The organism is Bacillus sp. MT94 (assembly GCF_058792475.1).
Genome location: NZ_JBXAEZ010000002.1, coordinates 294,352 through 317,992, shown reverse-complemented (window position 1 = coordinate 317,992; position 23,641 = coordinate 294,352). Strand labels below are relative to the sequence as shown.

Below are 23,641 nucleotides of genomic sequence, written 5' to 3'. Positions count from 1 at the left end.
AACTTTTTATTTTATATTGTTTATTCATTTGTTTTTTCTTGTTTTGCTCGGCTAAATAAACTTTTAAATGATTGAAAGAAGCTTTGCTCTTTTGAGGCAGCGACCATTCTTTTTGTTTCTTGAATTTCTCGAATAACTTGCATAAGCTGTGCATCACGATTACTGTCCTTGTTATAAATTTGACTAACAAGTTTATTCATTTTTTCTTCTTGTTTGGATTCTCGTTTATACATATGATTCATTAATAAGTCCATTTTTTCTTTTTGCAATGCATCTGTTTGAGCGGCGTGCTCGACTAATTCTTGAAGCATTTTTTCTTGAGAGCCTTCTTTTACATACACTTGTTGCATCAATTCATCTAGTTTTTCATCCTTTAAACGATTTTGTGTAATTAGAGTAGAATTTTGATGAATAATTGCTTCATTTAATTGAGCTAGCATTTCAAGTTTCAACATGAACTCCTCAAAGTTACGCCCATCTTCTTTTTCTTTCGGTTGTATCTCTTGCTTATCTTGTATAACTGGTACAGGTGGGGCCTCTTTTTCTTTTAAAATAATCGGTATCGTTTCTGAAATATCTTCTTGTAATGTGGCAGCTCTTTCATGTATAGATTTCAATAGTTTTAAATCATCAAGTTTATAAATACGAGCATCAGCTGTTTTAGAAATCATATAACCATGTTCCTCTAACAGTTGACTATATTTGCGGACTATATGTTTTGGGATGCCTGTTTTATTCGTGACATCTTTCGTTTTATAGGTAGCTTCCATGATATTTCCTCCCCAAAAAGTATCGTATATATCATTTCAATCTTTTATGAGGACTTCCTTTGAAAAAGAATGTCGGAAGGCTATTAGTTTTCTACAGCATTAGTGAAAAAATGAAATTTTTTGGCGGAATGGCAAGGAATAACTAAAATAATGTCTGAAAACATATACAGGAGAAGTTTGTTATAATAACTGAGGAAAAGAAACTGGTAGAAACATGGAGGTATACATGAAGCAATTAAAAGGTATTATCATTTCAATTATCGCAATTCTGTCTATTTTAGTAGCAGTTTATGAAGTACTTGTGCCAGAGGAAACAAGTGTAAAGAAAACGAATACGTATGATCAAGTGTTAGAATTTCCGAAAGAACGTTATCCAGAGACAGGAAAACATATTACGGATGCTATAAAAGAAGGGCATTCAGAAGTTTGTACAATCGATCGTGGTGGTGCTGCAGATAGAAGGAAATTGTCGTTAGCACCGTATCCATCAAAAAAAGGGTATGATCGTGATGAATGGCCAATGGCGATGTGCAAGGAAGGCGGAAAAGGAGCACATATTGAATATATAAGTCCGGCGGATAACCGGGGAGCAGGCTCTTGGGTAGGGAATAAGTTAGATAAATATCCAGATGGTACGCGTGTGAAGTTTGAAGTGAAGTAGTATTTGTACATTTCATGATGAAGGAGAAGGGGAACTATGGAGTTAACAATTTCTTATTCGCAATTAATGTTGATGAACTATGACGGTGAGCAGCCTTATGTAGACTGGACGGATGAAGATTTTGAAAGAGGTTATGCTGAGGCAGAGGGAACTGTTATTTTTGAAGCACTTTCTGATTATACTTGTGAAGTGAAAGTGACCCCAGGGAAACATATTGAAAAAGAAGAAGTGGTTAGAACGATTACGGTTCCTTTTACGGTTGAAAATGAAAGTATCATTATAACGAGTATTCTTTCAAACAAATTTCAAATATCTATTCCAAATGGTGAGTATACAGTTGTCTTACAAGCAATTCCTCTTGAAGAGCCAACGGATGATGAATTATATAAAATACAATACGAATTCTTCTTTGAAAGTAAAGAATAAAAAATGGGTTATCCTGAGAAAAGGATAACCCATTTTTGTTATGCGTTTGTTTTTAAAAGGGAACGAGCATCTTTCGCTGCTTGCACCATATGTTCTAAAGCTGGAATAACTTCTTCTGTTCTTCTCGTTTTTAAACCACAATCAGGATTAATCCAGAAATATTTAGGATCGCATACTTCTAAAGATTGTTCTACGATTTTATACATTTCATCTTTACTCGGTACACGTGGGCTATGAATATCATATACACCTAGGCCGATGCCTTTTTCATATGTTGTATGTTTTAATGTATCAATAAATTCTCCGTGACTTCTTGATGTTTCGATAGAAATTACATCTGCATCTAATGCGCGAATCGCGTCAACAATATCTTCGAAGTTACTGTAACACATATGAGTATGAATTTGTGTTTCATTTGCTACAGAAGAAGTTGCTAAAAGGAAGGATTGTACTGCCCATGTAATATAAGCATCCCAATCTTTTTCTTTTAGTGGCATTCCTTCACGAAGTGCTGGTTCATCGACTTGGATTACTCTAATTCCGGAAGATTCAAGTAGTTCAATTTCGTGACGAAGAGCTAGTGCAATTTGATACGAAACTTCTTTTCTTGGAATGTCATTTCGAACGAAGGACCAATTTAAAATCGTAACAGGTCCAGTTAACATTCCTTTTACAACTTTCTCCGTTAAGCTTTGTGCATAAACTGTTTCCTTAATAGTCATGCCGTTAATAAAGGCTACATCACCATAAATAACAGGTGGTTTTACGCAGCGGGAACCGTATGATTGTACCCAACCGTTTTTAGTGAATGAGAAACCAGCAAGGCGCTCACCAAAATATTCGACCATGTCAGTTCTTTCAAATTCACCATGTACAAGGACATCAAGCCCAATTTCTTCTTGGTAACGAATCCATTTTTCTGTCTCTTTTTCAATAAATTGTTCATATTGTTCATTTGAAATAACACCGTTACGCCATTCTTTTCGCGTTTGACGAACTTCAGTTGTTTGCGGGAAGCTACCAATAGTCGTTGTTGGTAATAGCGGTAACTCCAGGGCAACTTGTTGTAATTCGTATCGTTTTTCAAATGGAAGAGGGCGTGAAAAATCTTCTTCTTTTAGTGCTGTTCGTGCTGCTTTAACATCTTCTCGGTTACGTGCAGCAGATGAGCGAATTGTATGATGTACGTTTCGATATGTTTCCAGCTCATTACTAATGCTTTCTGTACCTTGAGTGAGAGCGGAATGAATAAGAACTAACTCTTCTAATTTTTGATTTGCAAATGCTAATGCATCAAATAGCTCAGTCGATAAGTGAGTTTCTTCTGTTTTATCGATCGGTGTATGCAATAAGCTACAAGAAGGCTGAACGATGAAATCTTTCGTTTGGACTTGTTTTTGTAACGTTGTAAATAACTCAAGAACTTCATCAAGGTCAGCTCTCCAAATGTTACGGCCATCTATACAACCGACAGCTAAAGTTTTATCAGCTGGGAATCCATATTTTGAAATAGCATTTAAATTACCTTCTTTACCATGAATGAAATCTAATCCAATACCGGATACCGGGAATGTAATAATTTCTTCATAGTTTTCTTCCACGCTATCAAAATACGTTTGTAAAAGAAGAGTCGCATTTGGAACTTCTTTACGAATAGCTTCATAAATTTCTTTTGCTTGTTGAACTTCTTCTTTCGTTAAAGAAGCGAAAATTGGTTCATCAACTTGAATGGCTTGTGCACCAGCTGCATGTAGTTCTGAAAGCAGTTGTACGTAAGGTGCAACTAACTGTTTTAAAATGGAAGGGAATTGTTCTTGTGTATAGCCTTTAGCTAATTTTAAGAAAGTATATGGACCTAAAATAACAGGCTTTCCATCTACTCCTAATTCTTGTTTTGCCTCTTCGTATAAGCGAAGTGGACGATTATCTTTTAAAGAGATTTGTAATCCCTCTTCATATTCAGGAACGATATAGTGATAGTTTGTGTTAAACCATTTTGTCATTTCGGAAGCTACGTGATTTTTAGAGCCACGCGCCATTGCGAAATATACATCAAGGTAAGATGTAAACTCAGAAAAACGTGATGGGATAAATCCTAGCATATAGGCAGTATCCAAAACGTGATCATAATATGTAAAGTCGCCAATTGGAATGAGTTCAATCCCTTTTTCTTGCTGTACTTTTACGTGTTGAAGGCGAATTTCTTTCATTGTTGTTAAAAATTGTTCTTCATCAATTTTATTGGACCAAAAAGCTTCCAATGTTTTTTTCCACTCTCGTTGTAGTCCGATACGTGGATAACCTAAGTTACTTGTTTGAATTGCCATTTTAAATTCCTCCCTAATTGAAAGTAAGCATTTCCGTTTACTAGGAAATACTTATAACAAAAAGTGCAAAGACATAGAAAATAAGCCTTCCTTTTTGTTTTAACACCTCATCATCATCCGTGAATCTATCAGTGTTGTTAAAACAGGCAGGTCTCCTGACTTATGCTTCATATAATTTCTTTCACCTTCCCGTTTTCACAGTGGCACCAAAAAGAAATCTCAGCATTTACAGTGGCGGGACCGTGTTGGAGTTTCACCAAGCTTCCCTTTTAAACACGAAACGAAATGTTCGTGTACCTATTTTCCTTTTGAAAGGAATTTAACAAGCGATATGATATTGAAACAAATTCTAACACAATTTTTGGAATTTTGTCTACTGTTTTAAAATAAGAAAATTCCAAAGTTTTTATTTCTTATTATTCTGACTTTTTATTCTGAAGTAACTAATAATATTACAGTATAAAAAGAGAAATTGAGCTATGAAAGAAGTAGGGATGTCTTCTTTCATAGCTCAATTTTCATCTATAGCAACTTCTGAAAGTCGGCCTGCTATAGCATCTTTAAGGAGGGTGTTTAGCCATTGTAATTCAACTGTAATATGCTCAATTACACTTTGCAAGATATATAGTTGTGCACGTGGAACCTTTCCTTTATTACAATCATATATCGTTTGCATAGTATGTAAATATTGAAGAGTATCATTTTTCTTTTTTTCTAAAATAGGAACTAATTCATGATCATTGCTAAAGTGAGCGAAAGATAGGGCTGAATAAATAGGTTTATATATTTGGTTTTTTGCTTCGAATTGTTTTAATAGTAAAGTGTGGAATAGTTTTTTGCCTTCTTCTGTTATATGAAAAATCGTTTTGTCAGGTCGGTTTGTGTCTCTAATTACATTTGTAATGTGAATTGCGCCTTGCTTTTCTAATTGCTCGAAAGCGTAATAAAGTGATCCTTTAGCATATTTAATATAACAATCCATTTGTCGTTCTTTCATAATATGCTGCACTTCATATGGATGTTTATCTCCTTCGAGTAGCAAGCCGAGAATGACTAATTTCATGCTCATGCTGTCTCAACTCCTGTATATAAAAACTTTATACATATTATAAACGGCATATCCTTTTTCATAAAGGGATATGCCGCTTCTTTTTTATATTAACTGACTTGCTTTTGTTTTTCTTTCTTTTTAGGGCCTGTAAAAAGGCGTTCATTTCCCATTAGTAAAATACAAATAACACTTAGTACAGCCGGGATGAGTGCCCAGAAGAATGTGTTCGCAATAGATGTAGCGAGAGCTTCTTTAATACCCGCTAATATTTCAGCAGGAATTTTTGCGGTAGCGCCTGGTGATAATAAGAAACTTGTGTCTCCGCCTTTTGGAGCTAATTTTGCTAGTTCAGGGGGGAACACAGAGTTTAGTTTATCTGTAAAAATATGATTTTGAATTGTACCGAAAATCGTTACACCAAGAGTCATACCGAGTGATCGGAAGAATGAGTTTGTTGATGTCGCCGAACCGCGGTCTCGCATTTCTAACTTGTGAATAGAAGACATACTTAATACTGAGAATGAGAAGCCAACACCAAGCCCAGCGAGAATCATAAATAGTGTTACGAGTAAACGAGGTGTGTCCATTGTTAAAGTACTTAATGAATAAATACCAAGAACGAAGAAGACACCAGATACCATCATAATGTTACGATAGCTTGTTCGAGAAGCTAATTGTCCTCCTGTTTGACTTCCAATTACAGAACCAACCATCATTGGTGTTAAAATTAATCCAGCATTAGAGGCCGAACCTCCAAGAACGCCTTGAATGAAGATTGGAATATAAACTGTACAGATAATAAAAGCAGCACCATAGAAAAAGGCAACTCCTTGACTAGCTGCGAATAAAGGTTTTTTAAATAGATGGAACGAAATAATAGGCTCGGTTGCTTTTCTTTCTACAAAGAAGAAAATAATAAGCGTAATAACTACTGTTGTAAATAAGCCAATAATTACAGTGGAATTCCAGGCATATTCCTTACCACCAAGTTCTAATGCGAACATTAAGCAAACGATACTTATGACAAGTGTAATAGCACCAGCCCAATCAATTTTTTGTTTTCTAAATTCTAGAGACTCACTGTAGTATTTAGTAATGAAGAAAAAGGAGATAAGTCCTAATGGAATATTGATATAGAAGACCCAATGCCAACTTATATAGTCTGTAATATAAGCACCTAATAAAGGACCGAATACACTAGATGTCCCGAAAACAGCACCGAATAGTCCTGTCATCTTCCCGCGTTTTTCTGGTGGGAAGATATCATACATAATTGTAAAGGCGATAGGCATAAGGGCACCACCACCGATACCTTGAATAGCTCTATAAATACTTAATTGCTCAATACTTGAAGCTGTTCCGCAAAGCGCAGAACCGAATAAGAAAAGAATGAGGCCCCCAATATAAAAACGTTTCCGCCCGTACATATCAGAAAGTTTCCCAAAGATAGGCATCCCTGCCATTGTTGCTACCATATAAGCTGATGTGACCCAAACAAACTTATCAAAGCCTCCTAGGTCTCCAACGATTGTTGCCATTGCGGTTGCAACGATTGTATTATCCATTGCGGCCATTAATATACCAAGTAGCAAACCAGCAACAACAAATTTTGTCTTGTTGGTGTCTTTTTTTAATGGTTGAGTTTCCAAATATAACCCTCCTTTAGAAATAAGTAAACTATATTAAGTTTTGAGTGCAGTGGATAAAAAATTTAAATGTATAGTTGATTTTAATTTCTTTTCCATAAGTGCACTAATATGCCATAAAGAATATTATAGTCAAATTTGACTATAAGGCAAATTTTTTCTTCCGTCAAAATATTCTTTCATATAAGTAGAGAACGAGTGAGCGATACGAATATTGCTATAAAGGAAATGAAGTAAATTGTAAAAAAATTTCATAAAGAACACCTTCTGTTAATAGATGAAAAATGGTTTTTTCTTCATATTGTCGAATAGGATAAAAGGAAGAGAAATATTAAACATTACTTGTAGCAAGCTTTAGTAAGTTGGGGAATTCATTGTGTGTATGGTACATCTGAAATGAGGTGAATATATATTATGAAAATATGGGGACGAATTTCGGATACAGGAAAGTATTCAATACCGCTACAACCAGTATTGTGGATTGACGGATCGAAAAAGGAAAATGAATTTCCTCAAGTAGCCGTTACATTGCAAATTGGTAGTATGTATACAGAACAATTTTCGTATGAATTGACCTACGATGTAAACGACATACTTATTATGCGAATTGAAGTGGAAAATAAAGGGGTAGAAATGATTTCGAGAGTTGTTGTAAGTCATATGATTCGAGATTACTTTGCTTATATTCCTAATTCTTTAAAAGTTGATAAGGGGATAAGTGAGTTTTTATTCCAGCTTGTAAGGTGGCGAATTGATGATTTGTTACCAAATGAAAAGGTGGAACTACGTTGCAAAATAAAAGCTAATAAAGATAAAGCTCTTAAACAAGCATTCTTTCAGGCTACATATACATTTCAAGATAAAGAGATATCATATGGTCCACTGCAAACAAATGAAGTTGTTGTGCGGCAATGATAAAAAGGAACCTGTACAAAAGGTTCCTTTTTTAGTGAAGGTTGTGTTTTTTGAGTATTTTCTTTTGCTCTATTCCTTTTTTTCCTACATAGTTATTTTTGTAGCCAAAGTATAGAATAAATAAAAATGAAACAACATTTACAATTGCGTCGATTTGATCGTTTGTAATAAAGTGTATGCCGAAAGAGGTAAATAATAATTTTAATGATAATAGAAAACCAGCTAGTAAACGCATAGCATCTGATAGATTCTCTTTGTGTAGCATATAGATTACTCCTTTCTATAAAAGTTATATATTATATATATGAAATAGAGTAGGAAAGGTATACAAGCTTAAGCAGAAATGTACATTGCATATGTACATTTTTTATTTTGTAGAAAAACATTATTGATATAGAAACATATATTGGTATAAAAGGGGGAGAAGTATGAAACATAAAGGGAAAATTAGTGGATTATTACTTGGAAATACAGTGGCAGTTACAGAATGGATTGCACTTCAGGATGTAATTGCAAAACTGGATTCACGATCATTTTATACCGTCTTTATTATTTATATACTGCAAATGATACTAAGTTATTATTTTGGACATTGGTACGATAAAAGAGCGAACAAGCATATGAATGTGGAAGTAGGAGGAATGGCAAGCAACGATTTTGTTGTTGATTTTTTTGGGAAAGTAGCCGCTTTATCTGAAAGAGATTCCCGTAATATTACAGTTTACATTCTTTCTGTAAAAGAATGGGAAGGATTAAAAGACACGTTGCAAGAAAAAAAATTGGGAGTGTTAGTACAAAAATTAGAGAGTACCATTGTAAAGACAATTCGGAAGGGAGATGTTGTTACAAAGTGGGATGAAAATAAGTATGTTATTGTAGCAATTGATAATGGTCATGAAACATCAACAATAACAAACAGATTAATGAAAAATATTGAAAGTGAAATAGAAGGTGATTTACTCAGTGTCACTCTTTTATTTGGAGCAGCTAGCTATCCAGTAGAAGGAAAAACGTTTGAAGAACTGTTGAGAAAGTCGCAAAATCAATTGTATCAGTATAGAAATTTGCAAGAAAATGAGTGAAGCTTCGATTTGAAGATATATGATAGGAAGAAGTTTTATTTGTAACATTTTTTTGACTTTTATTACAAAAAACGTTGCGTTTGTAATAAAAGTCTTTAAAAATATATGAAATAAGCATATAATTATGATGGTAGTGCCAATGCAATTTGCACAATGTGTTTTATTTTAAAAGTGTAGAGGAAAGCAAGCTCTACACTTTTCCTTTTTAGGAAATGAAAAGAATATTTGTAAGTTGTTGCGAGATATCGATTGTACTGTGTAAAATGAACAAAGAGATTATTTGATAGCAAGCTGGAAAGGGAATGATAGACGTGAGAGCGGAACGATCACCTTTTATCAGGTGAACTATTATAGTCTTATTAAGACTGAGGTGAAATTCTGTGGCCATTAAGGTAATACATAGTGTGAACAGGTTTTAAAAAACACGAAGAACTATACTTAAAGATGGATATGGAACTGCTAAATACTTCAAAAAGAATAATGTAATATTAAGTAATAATTCGTACAAACAATATTAATGATCTTCGTAAAAAAGATGCGAGTGTATAGAACAATTACATATTTTATAACTTTTTTATATTACACGATGGTCGTTTATAAATAGGAGGAAGAGATGTTGAAATATAGTAAATTAGCAATTATAACTGCATTATCAATGACTTTATTAGCCGGTTGTTTTGGACCGAAACCAGAAGAAGAATTATATGTAGCGTTTGAAAACGCTGCTAAACAAGAAAAAACAATGTTTGAAGATGCAAAAAAACTTGAGGCTTTAGAGAAAGAAGGACAAGAATTATATAACCAGATTGTGCAAGAAGGAAAAGATAATAATCAAACTGTTAAAGAAAAATTGAATCAAGCAGCAAAGAATACAACTGAACGAGAAAAAGTACTTACAAAAGAAAAAGAGGCTTTAAATAAAGCTCAAGAAGAAGTGAAGTCAGCTGATAAGTATGTGAAGAAAATTGAAGATAATAAGTTGAAAGATCAAGCTGATAAAGTGAAAAGTACCTATGAGAAACGACACGATTCATTTAATAAAATGTATGACAGCTATAATAAATCTTTAAAACAAGAAAAAGAGTTATACACAATGTTACAAGATAAAGGTACTAAATTAAAAGATATTAGTGAAAAAGTAAAAGTAGTAAATCAATCTTATAAGGATATTGAGTCAGAAAAAGATAAATTTAATGAATTCACAAAGTCTTATAATACAGAAAAAGTAGCTTTTTATAAACAAGCAAATATTAAAATTAAAGAAGAGAAAAAATAAAACAGTTTGGCCTACACTTGGCCAAACTGTTTTATTTTTTTGTATAAGTACGACTATACCATGGAACAGGTTCACTTAATTTTTTTTCTTGTTTCAATGCTTCAGGACCAATATAATCTTGAAGTGTTTTTTTTGCTACTGTTAAAGATAAGGTTGTTTTCGGATTTCGATAGGAGGATTCAAGATGACCAAGATGCGGTAGAATTCGAAAATCTTCTTTCGTAGGAGGGATGTGGAAAAAATAATCGCCTAAACGTATAAGGACATCAGATTGTTGTTGGCTAAAACGTGGGTTTCTAGAAAAATGTAATCCTTCTTTAATTGCTTTTTTTTCAGCAATCAAACGTTCTAAAGCTGTCTTTTTTAACCAGTATAAATATTTAGGATTAGTAGCTGCTTTAGCATGACGATTCACAACGAAAATAGATTGAGCTAGTCGATTAATAGAATGTTGGTTTTGTAATTGAGATTGTGGTTGTGAAGGTTTCATATTGAATCTCCTTTCAATTTTTCATTATTATACCATAAATAAAAGAGGTTTTTATTATATGCAAAAAGTGATTGTATATATTTTCAATATTAAAGCAATATTGTTACAAAAAACAACTATTTTGTATAATAGTAATAGAATATGTTTTTGAAATTTGATAATGAAAGAGTGAGAAGTTTGAAAGAAATATTAAAACAACAGTATGCCATTATAGATATTGGATCTAATACAATGCGTTTAGTTATTTATGAAAAGAAAAATGGAGGTTTTTATAAAGAGATTGAAAATACAAAAGTGGTTGCTAGGTTAAGGAATTACTTAATTGATGGTGTGTTGAATGAAGAGGGAATAGAAGTATTATTACAGACATTATTTCAATTTCAAGAAAGTACAAGGTTCCATCAGTTGCATCATGTACTTTGTGTTGCAACAGCAACAATTAGACAGTCTGAGAATCAAGAGGAAATTAAAAAGCTTATTGAAGGACAAACGGACTTTACTCTTAGAGTATTATCAGAGTATGAGGAAGCGCGTTACGGATACTTGGCGGTTATGAATTCTACATCGTTTTCAGAAGGAATAACGGTAGATATTGGTGGGGGAAGTACGGAAGTTACATACTTTAGAAATAGAGAGATTTTAGAGTACCATAGTTTTCCTTTTGGGGCACTTTCTTTAAAGCAACAATTTATTAAAGGTGATATTCCTACTAAAGATGAGTTAGAAGGAATGCAACGGTATTTAGAGTTTCAATTTCGAACGTTACCATGGTTAAGCAATAAGAAATTGCCTCTTATTGCAATTGGTGGTAGTGCGAGGAACTTAGTAAAAATCCATCAAAATTTAATATGTTATCCTATAGCAGGATTACATTTATACAAGATGAAAGAAGAAGATATTGAAAATGTAAAAGATGAATTAGGAAAATTGTCGTTCATAGAACTTCAGAAATTGGAAGGATTGGCAAAAGATCGAGCGGATACGATTATTCCAGCGGTTGAAGTATTTCATACACTTGTTCATGTTATAGAGGCACCGGCATTTGTATTAAGTAGAAAAGGGTTAAGAGAAGGTGTTTTCTATGAAGAGTTGACAAAAGATTTGGGGATTTCATATTATCCGAACGTAGTTGAAGAAAGTTTGCATTTACTATCACATGAATACGAAATGGATATGGAATTTGTAATTCAACTTATTAAACATGGAAGACTAATTTGCAAACAACTTGAGGAAATAGGGCTTATTTCTATGTCAATAAAAGACTGGGAAGTGTTCCATCAAGCAGCGAAAGTATTTAATATAGGCAAATATATAGACGAAGAAGCGAGCCGTTTACATACGTTTTATTTATTAGCGAATAAGACAATTGATGGCATGATGCATAAAGATCGAGTAAGGCTAGCACTTATTGCATCGTATAAATCAAAAATGTTATTTAAACAACATTTATCACCATTTGAAGGTTGGTTTGATAAAAGCGAACAAAAAAAAATCCGCCTGTTAGGAGCTGTTTTACAATTTTCAGCTACTTTAAATGTAAGGCAACGATCGCTTGTTGATACCATATCTATAACAGAAAACGAAGAAGGGTTAACGTTTAAAGTTTTATGCGAACAATCAGCATTAGCGGAAAAAGTGCAAGCTGAAAAACAAAAAAAACAGTTAGAAAGAGTATTAAAAACGAATATTAACTTGTTATTTGAACTAAAACATTAGGTTGTACGGATGTCTTTACAAAAAATTTACACTTTATAATATTGTAATTTGCTAAAATAAAAGTAACTAAATTATAGTAAAAAAGTTTCAAGGGGAAGTGTGAAGAGAATGGAATTATTGAAGGGGAATGCAGTAAATTTAAATGATACAGCTTATTACAATAATCGAGAGTTAAGTTGGTTAGCATTTAATGAACGTGTCTTACAAGAAGCGCAAGATGCAAATAATCCACTTTTGGAAAGATTGAAATTTATTAGTATTTTTAGTTCGAATTTAGATGAATTTTTTATGGTACGTGTAGCGGGATTAAAGGATCAAGTGAGTGCTGGATTTAATCAACCAGAAAATAAAGCTGGCTTAACACCAAAAAAGCAATTAAATAAAATTGCGATAAAAGCCCATGCACTAATGACAGTACAATATGATACATTTAAAAATTATGTATTACCAGCGCTTGAGTTAGAGGGAATTGAACGTTTAACATTCAATGATTTGACGAAAGAGCAGCGAGAATTTATAGAAGAGTATTTTGATGAGCAAATTTTTCCGGTGTTAACTCCTGTAGCTATTGATGCATATCGCCCATTTCCAATGTTATTAAACAAAAGTTTGAATTTGGCTACTCTTTTATATGATGAGAAGCAAGCGGAAGAAGAAAACAGGACGAAATTAGGAATTGTGCAAGTTCCTTCATTACTTGAGCGCTTCATAATTTTACCGAGCGAAGGGCAAAAGCATAAATTTATTTTATTAGAAGACGTAATTAGTAGCTTTACTCATAAATTATTTACGGGATATACAGTATCATCTGTTACTCGTTTCCGTATTACACGCAATGCAGATTTAACGATTCATGAAGAAGGTGCGAGAGATTTATTAAAGGTAATTGAAAAAGAATTAAAAAAGCGTAAGTGGGGGGCTGCTGTTCGTTTAGAGGTTGGGAAAGAACACATTGATGAAAGAGTATTAGCATTATTATATGAGGTTCTGGAAGTAAAAGATGAAGATGTATATATAATGGATGGTCCATTAGATTTAACATGTTTGTTTTCTTTATATAAAAAACTAGCTCCTTTATATGAACATCTTGTATATCCAGCTCTTATTCCGCAACCGCCTCAAGATTTAGGTGATGAAGAAGATGTATTTGAAAAAGCAATTGAGCATGATATTTTATTACATCATCCTTTTGAATCCTTTCAGCCGGTAGTTGATTTTGTTCGTGATGCGGCAGACGATCCGAATGTACTTGCGATTAAACAAACGTTATATCGTGTAAGTGGTGATTCACCGATTATTCAGGCGTTAAAGATAGCGGCTGAAAAGGGAAAACAAGTGACGGTATTGGTTGAATTAAAGGCAAGGTTTGATGAAGAAAACAATGTTCATTGGGCTAAAGAATTAGAACAGGCAGGCTGTCATGTTATTTACGGTGTAAGTCACTTGAAAACACATAGTAAAATTACGTTAGTTGTAAGAAGAAAAAACGGAAAAATTGAAAGGTTCGTACATCTTGGAACTGGAAACTATAATGATGCAACAGCGAAGTTATATACTGATTTTGGATATATTACATCAAGAAAAGACTTTGGGGTTGATGCAACCAATTTCTTTAATTATTTAAGTGGTTATACAACAAAGCCACATTTTCATCATTTATCGGTTGCTCCATTTGATATAAGAGAGCAATTTATAGATTTAATAGATGAAGAAATCCGTTATCATAGGCAATATGGAAATGGATATATTATCGCTAAGATGAATTCATTAACAGATAAACCATTAATTAAAAAAATGTACGAAGCATCACAAGCTGGAGTAAAGGTAGAGCTCATTGTTCGAGGGACATGTTGCCTACGACCTGGTATTCCAAATGTAAGTGAAAATATTCGTGTAGTTAGTGTTGTTGGAAGATACTTAGAGCATAGCCGTATTTATTATTTCCATCATAATGGGGAGGAGAAAATATATTTATCTTCAGCTGATTTGATGACGCGAAATATGGAGAAGCGAGTGGAAATATCTTTCCCGATATTAGATATTGAAATGAAGGCACGAATTAAGGCGATTTTACAGCTTACATTAGCTGATAATGTGAAAACACGTGAACAAAATAAAGATGGTGATTACTATTATGTTATTAATAGTAGTACAGAAGAAATTGATAGCCAAGTGAAGTTGTTTAAGATGGCATATCAAAATACAGACGCTGAATAATGAAAAAAGTAAAAACCTCTTATGTCAATAAGAGGTTTTTACTTTTTTCTACTCATATGCTCCAAAAATGGAAGGATGAGTAGAAACAATAGTTTTATTATAAGCGTGTAATGAGATGGCTCGTTGAGAGAATAATATTTGAAAGAATCGTTATTTTAACTTAGTAATAGTATGGTTGCTGACATGGTCCACCGTAACAAGGATAAGGTGCTGGCGGCGGGAAAGGTGGTGAATAAGGTGGATAAAATGGTCGAGGGCCGAAAGCTAATGCTCCGCCGAGCAATCCACCAGCAATTCCAGCTAGAAAGGGAACGCCAAAAAACGGGAAGAAGCGTGAGTCGCCTACTGGACCAATAGGTGCTGAACGGACTGGAATTGGTTGATAATATGGATACATGAACATACCTCCTTTATTGGACTCACTTTTATCATATGGTAAACAAAACGTGGATGAGCGCGTACAAGAAAGGATATGTAAGAAAATAGGCGAATTATTACGAATGTTGGAGTGTGAAAATTGTGATTTCAGGTTTTGACATAAAACGAAATGGGACACGTGTTCTTCCCAGGCCTCGATTGACATAGAGAGTTAAATCCTGAATTGTATAGAAGCCTTCAATATAGTCTTTGGCGAGTGAAGGTGTAATAATAGCTCCTAAAAAAGGAATTTGTACTTGTCCGCCGTGACTATGACCAGAAAGTTGCAAGTTGATTGGATATCTAGAAACTTTGGGCGCGATATCTGGTTCGTGAACAAGAACAATGTTATAAGTACTTTGCCGTGCATGCTCTAATGTTTTCTCTATTTTTGGTTTGCCTAATAGTATATCATCGAGACCGAAAATAGAAATTTCACTATTATCCATTAAGCGAATTCTTTTTTCACTATTGAGCAATAGCTCAAATCCTGATTCACGCATGATGTGCTCATAGTATTCAGTTCCATATCCACCGTGATCATGGTTACCATAAATAGCGAATTTACCAAAGGGGGCTTGTATATTTTTTAAAATGGATGCAACGAAAGGAGTGTCAGTATACGTTTGATAATTATCAATGAGATCTCCGGTAAAAAGGACAATATCTGGATTTACAGCATTAATTTTAGAAACAACTTTAGATAAATGTTGAAGCGAGAAATAGTATCCGAGATGTAAATCGCTGAATTGAAGAATTTTCATACCATGAAAACTTTTTGGGATGAGTTGTGATTTTAATGTGTGCTGTGTAAAAGAAATGAAATGGGGCTCTATATATTTAGCATAGTAGTATCCGATGCTACTGGTTATAAATGAATAGAGACAAGTACGCATACCAATTTTTAAAAAATTTCTTCTTGTAATGTGCTTCATAAAAATATGAGTATACCTCAATGTTTTTATTCCATTTATAGGCTACTCAAATCTCCTTTCAGTTTATTTAAAATATACTTTACATAATAAAAAAGTAGTATAGATTACGAAAAAAAATGAATAAAAAGAAAGTTCTTTACGCTAAAATATCAGAAAAGTTTAAAAATATAAAGATTTCTATTAAATAAAGTGATAAAATGAATGTGTATTCATTTTTTGGAGGGGATGTATGTGAAAGAAAAGGTAGTTATTATAACAGGTGGATCGAGTGGAATGGGAAAAGGAATGGCGACTCGTTTTGCAAAAGAAGGGGCACGAGTTGTTATTACAGGACGTACAAAGGAAAAACTAGAGGAAACAAAGTTGGAAATTGAACAATTTCCAGGGCAAGTATTACCTGTACAAATGGATGTAAGAAATACGGATGACATTCAGAAAATGATTGAACAGATTGATGAGAAGTTTGGTAGAATTGATGTTTTAATAAATAATGCAGCTGGAAACTTTATTTGTCCAGCAGAAGATTTATCTGTGAATGGCTGGAATTCAGTCATTAATATTGTGTTAAACGGTACGTTTTACTGTAGTCATGCTGTCGGAAAATATTGGATTGAAAAAGGTATAAAAGGGAATATCATTAACATGGTAGCAACGTATGCATGGGATGCAGGTCCAGGAGTGATTCATTCGGCTGCAGCGAAGGCAGGGGTATTAGCGATGACGAAGACGCTCGCTGTTGAGTGGGGGCGTAAATATGGAATACGAGTTAACGCTATCGCGCCAGGACCAATTGAACGTACGGGCGGTGCTGATAAATTATGGATTTCAGAAGAAATGGCTAAGCGTACGATACAAAGTGTTCCGCTTGGAAGGCTGGGTACGCCAGAAGAAATCGCTGGTCTAGCTTATTATTTATGCTCAGATGAAGCGGCGTACATAAATGGAACTTGCATGACAATGGATGGAGGACAACATTTACATCAATATCCATTTTAAAAGGGATAAAAAATGAATGTTTGATTCATTTTTTTATGGTTAAATGTGACGGAATTGTGACATATGAAAGAAAAGTGTTTACAAGAGGTCATATATACGTTATATTTAAGACCTCTTTTTTCTTCATAGTAGAATTGCTAATTCCCCTTAGCATTTTACCCCTCTAATCCCTTCAGGAAAACTGAAGGGATTTTTTATTATTTTTCCGTAAATATCATGTTATAATTTTTGAAAAGTAAAGGGAGGGAAGCACGTTGATAGATGCATTAGATGTAATGAGTAACTTGGATAAAGTCCTTCCTTATTATCAAGCTATTTTTAGTGCTGATGAGCATACTGTAATTGGATATGAAGTAGTAGGACGTATTCAAACAGAAGAGGGCATACAAAGTTTAGCTTCTTTCTTTCACGATGATTCGATTCCAAGTGAATTTCAACTGGAAGCGGATAATATTATAGTAGAAAAAGCTTTAAATCGTTATTTAGAAAGCGATCAAAAATTATTATTATTTATACATCGGAATGCTAATGTATTAATGAATGATGATGATGAAAGCTTGCTTCAACTTTTATTGAGGTATGAAGAACAAGGTTTAAATTTAAAACAAATTGTTTTAGAGATTACAGAGCATGAATGTAAAGAAGATATAGAGCAATTTAATCATTTGCTTATGTATTATCGTACATATGGTATTCAAATTTCGATTAATAAGGTCGGAACGGGCACAAGTAATTTAGAGCGTATTAGCGTGTTAGCACCTGATATTTTAAAAGTAGATTTAACGAACTTAAGGCAAACAGCACTTTTACAATCTTATCAAGATATTTTATATTCTTTATCATTACTTGCTAGAAGAATTGGTGCAACCTTGTTATATGAAGAAATAGATGCTTTTTATCAATTGCAATATGCTTGGAAAAACGGTGGAAGATATTATCAAGGTAATTATTTGAAAGAATGTTTACCTGATTTTATTGAAACGAATGTTTTGAAAGAGCGACTTGGTAATGAATGTCATCAGTTTATTCAGCATGAAAAGAAGAAGTTACAAAAAATTTATAATTTAACAGAGATGTTACGCGATCGAATTGGCGATGTTTTATCAAAACAAAAAAAGAATGAAGATATCAATGATTGGTTATTACAATTTAGTCAAAGTGTATCACAGTATAGTTTTCGCATATTTATTTGTAATGAAGATGGTTTCCAACAATCAGGAAATGTTATGAAAAAAGATGGAGAATGGATTGTGATGCCGGATTATTATATGAAGAACTGGAGTTGGCGCCCGTATTTTCTCGAGAATATCATGAAAATGCGTTTTGAGAATAAGGCAAGGCTTTCAGATTTATATGCAGATATCGAAACGGGCGAAATGGTACGAACATTTTCTTTTCCAATAGATGATGACAACTTTTTATTTATAGATTTATCATATGAGTATTTATATGAAGAAGATGTTTTATTTTAATGCACGAAGAGATTCGTGCATTTTTTGTTTGTTTTTATCATAAATTGGTAATAGTGAAAATGGTGATGAAAATGCTGTCTATCGTTGTAAAGATTTTACGAACGAAATCTGTCCTTTCTTTGCATAATCATTGTTACAATGAATACTACAAAGACAAGTTCTTTTAAAAGGAAGGTGAAAAAATGAGGAAATATGGAATATGGCTTGTTCTATTTGTATGTGTTGCCTTTCTAGTTGGTTATAGTGTTACGACTGTTTTAGGGAAAGAGGAAGTGGAAGTTGATCGGAAAGAAGTATTTACAACGATACAAAAAGGCTATGAAACCCAGTTTTCAATTCGTGGGAAGCATTTGCCGATGAATAAGATGATAGAGACGTTATCACCGTATTTTACAGATAATTTCCTTCAAGTATTTACAGATGAAAATAGCAGAAGTGATAAACAAAGTGGTGAATATTTACTTCCGGCAAAAGAAGCACCGTTTTCTTTTAATTCAGAAACGAAAATGTCGTATGATCAAGAGCATAAAAATTTATATGTATATGAGCGGACAAAAAGTGGACAATATCAAATTGTAACATTGAAAAGGGATCAAGATAAATGGAAGTTAGCAGGATATCATGAAAGTCAGGAACTTTTAACTGAAATAAAAAGGTTGCAACAATTATAAAGTGAAACTTTTAATTAGTGGGAGTTTTACTATCTACAAACAGCGGGATAAGAATAGGAATAGGTATTTACCTATTCCTATTCTATATTGAGTAGTTGTTGTAACTTTTCAATTTGAAAACCTGCAACTACTTCGCCATCAATTACGACTGTTGGAGTTGAATAGGAATCATAGTCGCTTAAAAGACGGTTGCGAGCAGCAGCGTCTTTTTTTACGTCAAATTCTTCATATGCAACGTTATTATGCTTCAAAAATTCTTTCACAATAACACATGGCGGACAATCAGGTTGTGTATAAACCTCAATTTTTTTCATTGTAATTCCTCCCTTTTTCTGTTTTTTATTATATTCTTCCAGTATAAAAACCGCAATAAAGAAGGGGAAATATGTTCTTTCTGTTTTTTCCTTCGCATTTCGACAAATTTTAGTTGAGTTTCTGGCTAATAACCTTTATCCTAGAGTGTGGAACATTTTTTCTGTTATGACGGATAGAATGAGTATAGCTGTAAAACCTATTGGTAGGAAGATCAGAGAAAGGAGAGATTTCATGTCTCTACTCCAAGGAATTTTAACTCGACTTGTTAGTCTACAAGAACAAGCTGAAAGCGGTGAAGTAGCACAACGCTATTTTGAAGTGAACGGTGAGCGCAAATGTAGCGTGAAATTTTTCGATAAAAGTGAAATGTATGAGTTAGAAGTGTATCAACAAGGTGAAAAACCTCAAGTGTACCAATTCGATAATATCGACATGGTTGCAATTGAGATTTACGATATCATTTCTTGATACATATAAAAAAGGTACTGCCATATGGCAGTACCTTTTTTAGTTCTATTACTTTCCAGCGTAATGTATAGAAGTTTTTTATTTTTCCTACAATGGTATTAAAATGAAAATTTAATCCGTGCAAGTTTGCTTATCCATGTGGATAAGTAGTCCCGTCAACCGGGTGAATATGTGAAGCTAAACTTCTCACAATTGCTGGGTTCTGCAAATAGCGGGAGAAATATAACTAGGAGGTTATCGTATGGAACGTTTACCAGTTGTGATTTGTCCTAATTGTCAAAGTTCTGCTGAGATTATTCATGTATTAACGGCTCAATCTAATCAAAATGTAATTTATACGTGTCAAGTTTGTCACTTTGTAATTCGAAATATTGAAACGAATAAAGGATAGGAAGTTATAATTTTAGTTTTTGTCCCATACAATGAGAATACGAAAAGTCTGTCTAATTGAAAGGACGTGACTCTGTGGACGGTGCACATAAATTTTACAATGTTTCAGAGAGACATTTAAATTTTGATATGGTCTTTAACCGTATTTGTAGTTTCATTGAAAAGGATCCGCGAAATTTGTATCGATTATCCATTGGGACAGACTCGCAAGCGCATCAAAAGGATACGAGGTTTATTACAGCAATCCATATTCATCGTGTTGGAAAAGGTGCCTGGGGTTGTTTACACCATAGATCAGTAAAAGATAAGCCAGCGACCTTACGTGAGAAAATATATTTAGAAACGCAGTTTAGTCAAGAAATCGCATGTCTATTTACGCCTACTCATATACAAACAATATGGGAGTTATTGCATCCTTATGCTCAAGATGGGGCTGGATTCATAATGGAAATTCATTTAGACATTGGGAATGATGGTTTAACAAGAGAATTTATTTTAGATATGACAGAAAAAATTCGAGCGATGGGATTAACTGCAAAAATTAAGCCGGATGCTTATGCGGCGTTTAGTTATGCAAATCGATATACGAAATGATTTTTTGTATGTTTATAATTGCTACATATCTTTTGGCAAAAACTGAATATTACATCTATTAAATAGGTTAAATTTTTTATATAATAAGAGTGAGTAACGATGCGAGTGTAAGGAGAGGGGTATATGCAAAGGGAAGTTGTTTTAACGAAGGAAGAAGAAAGTTTACTACTAGATATTTTATTTCAGCAAAATTATGCAAGTGAAATTTTAGCTGTGGAACTTACGGACATTGAGAATGGTTTGAAACAGACAGATGTGATGCAATATAAAAAAATCACAAGGTTATTTTACAGATTAAAAAATAAAGGGTATTAAGCGCTACCGGAATGGTAGTCTTTTTTTTGTGCTGTATGCTAAAATAGCTGTGTGATTGTATTTTTATTGAAATAAATTTAGGACAAAATAATAATATGAAAACGCTGTCATAAAATGTGAATAGAGTTATGAACATAAGCAGGAAAAAGGGAAAATGGGGGATGTAATATGATTAGTATTCCGAAAGACGAATTTCAACAAATTCTTGTGAAGGATTTAATGATTTCATCGGAAAAAGTAGCTCATGTCCAAATTGGAAATGGTTTAGAACATGCTTTACTCGTTCTTGTGAAATCTGGATATTCGGCGATACCTGTCTTAGATCCAATGTATAAATTACATGGTTTGATTAGTACGGCCATGATATTAGATGGTATGTTAGGATTAGAGCGTATTGAGTTTGAAAGACTTGATGATATGAAAGTAGAGCAGGTGATGAAGGAAGATATACCTTTTCTTAAATTAGAAGATTCATTTGCAAAAGCTTTAGAAATGACAATTGATCATCCTTTTATTTGCGCTGTTAATGAAGAAGGCTATTTTGAGGGGATTTTAACACGTCGGGCTATTTTAAAATTGTTGAATAAGAAAGTAAGGCAACATAATCGATAACGTGAGAAAAGTGACTTCATAGAAACGAAGAAGTCACTTTTTTTTCGTGCATATCACTTGTGTATGTATTATATTAAAAAAGACATAAAACATAAGGGAAGTTTGCGCTGAAAAATTGTATTTTCTGAATGAAAGCTTAATGGAATAAGGTGTATGGAAGCTAAGGAAAGAGGGAGAAAGTTGCAAATTGATGATTTTCAAATGATGGTTGTGTTAGCTCAGGAATCAAATATGAGAAAAGCGGCGGAACGTTTATTTGTTTCACAACCTGCGCTGAGTCAACGATTACAATCTATGGAGAAACAATGGGGAATGAAGTTTTTTATTCGCTCACAAAAAGGATTGACAATTACACCTGAAGGGGAAAAAGTTGCAAATTATGCCAAAGAAATGTTGCAAAAGGAAGAGGATATAAAAAGTGAGCTAGCTGTTTTTAGAACGGAAACTCATGGAACTTTAAAAATAGCTGTTGCATCAGTTATTGGTCAATATTGGCTCCCTCCTGTTTTGAAAAAGTTTGTGCATAAATATCCTTCTGTAAAGATATCGCTGTTTACTGGATGGAGTAGTGAAGTGCAAAAGCAGTTTTATGAAGGAGACGTTCATGTTGCTATACTGAGGGGAACACAAGAATATAAAGGTCAAAAGCAACAATTATTTGAAGATGAACTGTATTTAGTTGATAAAGAAATAAAAGATATTTCGATGCTAAAAGAAACAAATAGACCGTTCATTCAATTTAAAAGTGACTCAACTTATTATGGACAAATACAAAATTGGTGGTATGGTTTATTTTCTAATCCGCCTAAGCGAACGATTGTAGTTGACCAAATTGAAACATGCAAACAACTTGTTTTAAATGGTATAGGTTACGCCCTTTTACCTTCTACTGTTTTAAAGGAAGTACAGGAAAATATGTATAAAACACCTGTTCAACTGACGAGAGAAACATGGTTGTTAACAAGTGACTCGGCAAGGCAGTTGAAGCAAGTACAAGCATTTTTAGAAATTATAGAAGAAATTCAAAGGGAAAAATAAGATTATTATCTTGCTACTCGCTCTTTCGTTTGGTAGAGTAACATTATAAATGGATTTAGGAGGCAACAAGAATGAAAATGATGGACGCTAACGAAATTATTTCGTTTATTCAAAAAAGTGAAAAGAAAACTCCTGTAAAGGTATACATAAAAGGGGATTTAAAAGAAGTAACATTCCCTGAAACAGTACAAGCATTTGTGAATAAAAAATCAGGTGTATTATTCGGAGAATGGTCTGAAATTAAGACAATTCTTGATGAGAATAATAAGCACATCGTTGACTATGTTGTAGAAAACGATCGTCGTAATTCTGCAATTCCAATGCTTGATTTAAAAGGTATTAAAGCTCGCATCGAGCCAGGTGCTATTATTCGTGACCATGTTGAAATTGGTGACAACGCTGTAATTATGATGAATGCAACAATTAACATTGGTGCTGTAATTGGTGAAGGTTCTATGATCGACATGAACGCAGTACTTGGTGGACGTGCAACAGTCGGTAAAAACTGTCACGTAGGTGCAGGTGCTGTACTTGCAGGTGTTATTGAGCCACCTTCTGCAAAACCAGTTATCGTTGAAGATGATGTAGTAATCGGTGCAAACGTAGTTGTTTTAGAGGGTGTTACAGTAGGTAAAGGTGCAGTTGTAGCAGCAGGAGCTGTTGTAACAGAAGATGTGCCTCCATACACAGTTGTTGCAGGTACTCCAGCACGTGTAATTAAAGAAATTGATGAGAAGACAAAAGCAAAAACAGAAATTAAACAAGAGCTTCGTCAATTAAACCCAGAGAAATAAAAAGTAAAAAAAGCGTAAGAGCGTAAATGGGCTCTTACGCTTTTTAT

The 23,641-nt window shown here is 33.6% G+C and carries 26 protein-coding genes and 1 riboswitch; of the genes, 17 read left to right on the top strand and 9 right to left on the bottom strand.

Features of this window, described 5'->3' with window-relative positions; translation table 11 throughout:
* Positions 1-20: 20 nt before the first annotated feature.
* Positions 21-770, bottom strand: coding sequence for a DUF3967 domain-containing protein (locus AC1Q51_RS07250; protein ID WP_000388467.1), 750 nt, complete (start codon positions 768-770; stop codon positions 21-23).
* A 226-nt stretch (positions 771-996) separates the two neighbouring features.
* Between AC1Q51_RS07250 and nucA the strand changes: the two genes are divergently transcribed.
* On the top strand, positions 997-1,431 hold the full coding sequence (nucA, locus tag AC1Q51_RS07245; RefSeq protein ID WP_000811494.1) for a DNA-entry nuclease: 435 nt from the start codon (positions 997-999) through the stop codon (positions 1,429-1,431).
* Between the two features lie 36 nt (positions 1,432-1,467).
* On the top strand, positions 1,468-1,857 hold the full coding sequence (locus tag AC1Q51_RS07240) for a competence protein ComJ (RefSeq protein WP_000424023.1): 390 nt from the start codon (positions 1,468-1,470) through the stop codon (positions 1,855-1,857).
* A gap of 38 nt (positions 1,858-1,895) precedes the next feature.
* Here the strand turns inward: AC1Q51_RS07240 and metE are convergent, their stop codons facing one another.
* From metE to AC1Q51_RS07225, 3 genes are all read right to left on the bottom strand, one after another.
* Positions 1,896-4,184 (bottom strand): 5-methyltetrahydropteroyltriglutamate--homocysteine S-methyltransferase, encoded by a 2,289-nt coding sequence (gene metE / locus AC1Q51_RS07235; protein ID WP_089171703.1) that lies wholly within the window; start codon positions 4,182-4,184, stop codon positions 1,896-1,898.
* A 128-nt stretch (positions 4,185-4,312) separates the two neighbouring features.
* Positions 4,313-4,500: riboswitch (cobalamin riboswitch) on the bottom strand.
* Positions 4,501-4,695: 195 nt separating this feature from the next.
* Positions 4,696-5,253 (bottom strand): PadR family transcriptional regulator, encoded by a 558-nt coding sequence (locus tag AC1Q51_RS07230; RefSeq protein WP_000062063.1) that lies wholly within the window; start codon positions 5,251-5,253, stop codon positions 4,696-4,698.
* 89 nt (positions 5,254-5,342) lie between these two features.
* Positions 5,343-6,884, bottom strand: a complete 1,542-nt coding sequence (locus AC1Q51_RS07225) for an MDR family MFS transporter (protein WP_090977155.1) — start codon at positions 6,882-6,884, stop codon at positions 5,343-5,345.
* Between the two features lie 411 nt (positions 6,885-7,295).
* Between AC1Q51_RS07225 and AC1Q51_RS07220 the strand changes: the two genes are divergently transcribed.
* Positions 7,296-7,796 (top strand): hypothetical protein, encoded by a 501-nt coding sequence (locus AC1Q51_RS07220; protein WP_000708119.1) that lies wholly within the window; start codon positions 7,296-7,298, stop codon positions 7,794-7,796.
* 31 nt (positions 7,797-7,827) lie between these two features.
* Here the strand turns inward: AC1Q51_RS07220 and AC1Q51_RS07215 are convergent, their stop codons facing one another.
* Entirely contained in the window at positions 7,828-8,061 is a 234-nt protein-coding gene (locus AC1Q51_RS07215; protein ID WP_090977157.1) for an SPP1 phage holin family protein, read from the bottom strand.
* 163 nt (positions 8,062-8,224) lie between these two features.
* Between AC1Q51_RS07215 and AC1Q51_RS07210 the strand changes: the two genes are divergently transcribed.
* Positions 8,225-8,878, top strand: a complete 654-nt coding sequence (locus AC1Q51_RS07210) for a diguanylate cyclase domain-containing protein (protein ID WP_090977159.1) — start codon at positions 8,225-8,227, stop codon at positions 8,876-8,878.
* A gap of 613 nt (positions 8,879-9,491) precedes the next feature.
* Positions 9,492-10,154, top strand: a complete 663-nt coding sequence (locus AC1Q51_RS07205) for a YkyA family protein (RefSeq protein ID WP_000922465.1) — start codon at positions 9,492-9,494, stop codon at positions 10,152-10,154.
* Between the two features lie 31 nt (positions 10,155-10,185).
* Here the strand turns inward: AC1Q51_RS07205 and AC1Q51_RS07200 are convergent, their stop codons facing one another.
* Positions 10,186-10,644, bottom strand: a complete 459-nt coding sequence (locus tag AC1Q51_RS07200) for a YkyB family protein (RefSeq protein WP_000804864.1) — start codon at positions 10,642-10,644, stop codon at positions 10,186-10,188.
* Between the two features lie 141 nt (positions 10,645-10,785).
* On the opposite strand from AC1Q51_RS07200, the gene AC1Q51_RS07195 reads away from it, so the two are divergent.
* Positions 10,786-12,360, top strand: coding sequence for a Ppx/GppA family phosphatase (locus AC1Q51_RS07195; RefSeq protein WP_071713521.1), 1,575 nt, complete (start codon positions 10,786-10,788; stop codon positions 12,358-12,360).
* Between the two features lie 108 nt (positions 12,361-12,468).
* Positions 12,469-14,577 carry a polyphosphate kinase gene (locus tag AC1Q51_RS07190; RefSeq protein WP_000421677.1) on the top strand — a complete coding sequence of 703 codons (2,109 nt, stop codon included), beginning with the start codon at positions 12,469-12,471 and terminating at the stop codon, positions 14,575-14,577.
* A 160-nt stretch (positions 14,578-14,737) separates the two neighbouring features.
* Here AC1Q51_RS07190 and AC1Q51_RS07185 read toward each other — a convergent pair whose 3' ends face one another.
* Both AC1Q51_RS07185 and AC1Q51_RS07180 read right to left on the bottom strand, forming a co-directional pair.
* Positions 14,738-14,974, bottom strand: coding sequence for a hypothetical protein (locus AC1Q51_RS07185; protein ID WP_098284575.1), 237 nt, complete (start codon positions 14,972-14,974; stop codon positions 14,738-14,740).
* Positions 14,975-15,071: 97 nt separating this feature from the next.
* The gene (locus AC1Q51_RS07180) at positions 15,072-15,929 is read right to left on the bottom strand and encodes a metallophosphoesterase (protein WP_030027732.1); all 858 of its coding nucleotides are present in this window, start codon (positions 15,927-15,929) and stop codon (positions 15,072-15,074) included.
* 231 nt (positions 15,930-16,160) lie between these two features.
* Here AC1Q51_RS07180 and fadH point away from each other — a divergent pair, with 231 nt between their 5' ends.
* From fadH to AC1Q51_RS07165, 3 genes are all read left to right on the top strand, one after another.
* Positions 16,161-16,925 (top strand): 2,4-dienoyl-CoA reductase, encoded by a 765-nt coding sequence (fadH, locus tag AC1Q51_RS07175; protein WP_000660913.1) that lies wholly within the window; start codon positions 16,161-16,163, stop codon positions 16,923-16,925.
* 254 nt (positions 16,926-17,179) lie between these two features.
* Positions 17,180-18,397 carry an EAL domain-containing protein gene (locus AC1Q51_RS07170; RefSeq protein WP_000564307.1) on the top strand — a complete coding sequence of 406 codons (1,218 nt, stop codon included), beginning with the start codon at positions 17,180-17,182 and terminating at the stop codon, positions 18,395-18,397.
* A 182-nt stretch (positions 18,398-18,579) separates the two neighbouring features.
* The gene (locus AC1Q51_RS07165; protein WP_001233805.1) at positions 18,580-19,068 is read left to right on the top strand and encodes a DUF3993 domain-containing protein; all 489 of its coding nucleotides are present in this window, start codon (positions 18,580-18,582) and stop codon (positions 19,066-19,068) included.
* Between the two features lie 77 nt (positions 19,069-19,145).
* Here AC1Q51_RS07165 and AC1Q51_RS07160 read toward each other — a convergent pair whose 3' ends face one another.
* A complete protein-coding gene (locus tag AC1Q51_RS07160; protein WP_090977161.1) occupies positions 19,146-19,382 on the bottom strand; it encodes a glutaredoxin family protein in 237 nt (78 codons plus the stop codon).
* Between the two features lie 232 nt (positions 19,383-19,614).
* On the opposite strand from AC1Q51_RS07160, the gene AC1Q51_RS07155 reads away from it, so the two are divergent.
* From AC1Q51_RS07155 to dapD, 7 genes are all read left to right on the top strand, one after another.
* Positions 19,615-19,851, top strand: coding sequence for a YkuJ family protein (locus AC1Q51_RS07155; protein WP_000055151.1), 237 nt, complete (start codon positions 19,615-19,617; stop codon positions 19,849-19,851).
* 241 nt (positions 19,852-20,092) lie between these two features.
* Positions 20,093-20,242: a hypothetical protein gene (locus AC1Q51_RS07150; RefSeq protein WP_000440540.1), complete on the top strand. Its 150-nt coding sequence runs from the start codon at positions 20,093-20,095 to the stop codon at positions 20,240-20,242.
* A gap of 74 nt (positions 20,243-20,316) precedes the next feature.
* Positions 20,317-20,835 (top strand): ribonuclease H-like YkuK family protein, encoded by a 519-nt coding sequence (locus AC1Q51_RS07145; RefSeq protein WP_000348490.1) that lies wholly within the window; start codon positions 20,317-20,319, stop codon positions 20,833-20,835.
* Between the two features lie 123 nt (positions 20,836-20,958).
* Positions 20,959-21,150, top strand: coding sequence for an antirepressor AbbA (abbA, locus tag AC1Q51_RS07140; RefSeq protein ID WP_001188692.1), 192 nt, complete (start codon positions 20,959-20,961; stop codon positions 21,148-21,150).
* Between the two features lie 168 nt (positions 21,151-21,318).
* Positions 21,319-21,762 (top strand): cyclic-di-AMP-binding protein CbpB, encoded by a 444-nt coding sequence (gene cbpB / locus AC1Q51_RS07135; RefSeq protein ID WP_000623573.1) that lies wholly within the window; start codon positions 21,319-21,321, stop codon positions 21,760-21,762.
* Positions 21,763-21,915: 153 nt separating this feature from the next.
* A complete protein-coding gene (gene ccpC / locus AC1Q51_RS07130; protein WP_002094125.1) occupies positions 21,916-22,800 on the top strand; it encodes a transcriptional regulator CcpC in 885 nt (294 codons plus the stop codon).
* Positions 22,801-22,871: 71 nt separating this feature from the next.
* Entirely contained in the window at positions 22,872-23,594 is a 723-nt protein-coding gene (gene dapD, locus AC1Q51_RS07125; RefSeq protein ID WP_000783241.1) for a 2,3,4,5-tetrahydropyridine-2,6-dicarboxylate N-acetyltransferase, read from the top strand.
* The last annotated feature ends 47 nt before the right edge of the window (positions 23,595-23,641 follow it).

Bases quoted from the DNA above. Each gene is read 5' to 3' on its own strand.
- AC1Q51_RS07250 (WP_000388467.1), bottom strand. From the start codon at position 770: ATGGAAGCTACCTATAAAACGAAAGATGTCACGAATAAAACAGGCATC.
- nucA (WP_000811494.1), top strand. From the start codon at position 997: ATGAAGCAATTAAAAGGTATTATCATTTCAATTATCGCAATTCTGTCT.
- AC1Q51_RS07240 (WP_000424023.1), top strand. From the start codon at position 1,468: ATGGAGTTAACAATTTCTTATTCGCAATTAATGTTGATGAACTATGAC.
- metE (WP_089171703.1), bottom strand. From the start codon at position 4,184: ATGGCAATTCAAACAAGTAACTTAGGTTATCCACGTATCGGACTACAA.
- AC1Q51_RS07230 (WP_000062063.1), bottom strand. From the start codon at position 5,253: ATGAGCATGAAATTAGTCATTCTCGGCTTGCTACTCGAAGGAGATAAA.
- AC1Q51_RS07220 (WP_000708119.1), top strand. From the start codon at position 7,296: ATGAAAATATGGGGACGAATTTCGGATACAGGAAAGTATTCAATACCG.
- AC1Q51_RS07215 (WP_090977157.1), bottom strand. From the start codon at position 8,061: ATGCTACACAAAGAGAATCTATCAGATGCTATGCGTTTACTAGCTGGT.
- AC1Q51_RS07210 (WP_090977159.1), top strand. From the start codon at position 8,225: ATGAAACATAAAGGGAAAATTAGTGGATTATTACTTGGAAATACAGTG.
- AC1Q51_RS07205 (WP_000922465.1), top strand. From the start codon at position 9,492: ATGTTGAAATATAGTAAATTAGCAATTATAACTGCATTATCAATGACT.
- AC1Q51_RS07200 (WP_000804864.1), bottom strand. From the start codon at position 10,644: ATGAAACCTTCACAACCACAATCTCAATTACAAAACCAACATTCTATT.
- AC1Q51_RS07195 (WP_071713521.1), top strand. From the start codon at position 10,786: ATGTTTTTGAAATTTGATAATGAAAGAGTGAGAAGTTTGAAAGAAATA.
- AC1Q51_RS07190 (WP_000421677.1), top strand. From the start codon at position 12,469: ATGGAATTATTGAAGGGGAATGCAGTAAATTTAAATGATACAGCTTAT.
- AC1Q51_RS07185 (WP_098284575.1), bottom strand. From the start codon at position 14,974: ATGTATCCATATTATCAACCAATTCCAGTCCGTTCAGCACCTATTGGT.
- AC1Q51_RS07180 (WP_030027732.1), bottom strand. From the start codon at position 15,929: ATGAAGCACATTACAAGAAGAAATTTTTTAAAAATTGGTATGCGTACT.
- AC1Q51_RS07165 (WP_001233805.1), top strand. From the start codon at position 18,580: ATGAGGAAATATGGAATATGGCTTGTTCTATTTGTATGTGTTGCCTTT.
- AC1Q51_RS07160 (WP_090977161.1), bottom strand. From the start codon at position 19,382: ATGAAAAAAATTGAGGTTTATACACAACCTGATTGTCCGCCATGTGTT.
- AC1Q51_RS07155 (WP_000055151.1), top strand. From the start codon at position 19,615: ATGTCTCTACTCCAAGGAATTTTAACTCGACTTGTTAGTCTACAAGAA.
- AC1Q51_RS07150 (WP_000440540.1), top strand. From the start codon at position 20,093: ATGGAACGTTTACCAGTTGTGATTTGTCCTAATTGTCAAAGTTCTGCT.
- abbA (WP_001188692.1), top strand. From the start codon at position 20,959: ATGCAAAGGGAAGTTGTTTTAACGAAGGAAGAAGAAAGTTTACTACTA.
- cbpB (WP_000623573.1), top strand. From the start codon at position 21,319: ATGATTAGTATTCCGAAAGACGAATTTCAACAAATTCTTGTGAAGGAT.
- ccpC (WP_002094125.1), top strand. From the start codon at position 21,916: ATGGAAGCTAAGGAAAGAGGGAGAAAGTTGCAAATTGATGATTTTCAA.
- dapD (WP_000783241.1), top strand. From the start codon at position 22,872: ATGAAAATGATGGACGCTAACGAAATTATTTCGTTTATTCAAAAAAGT.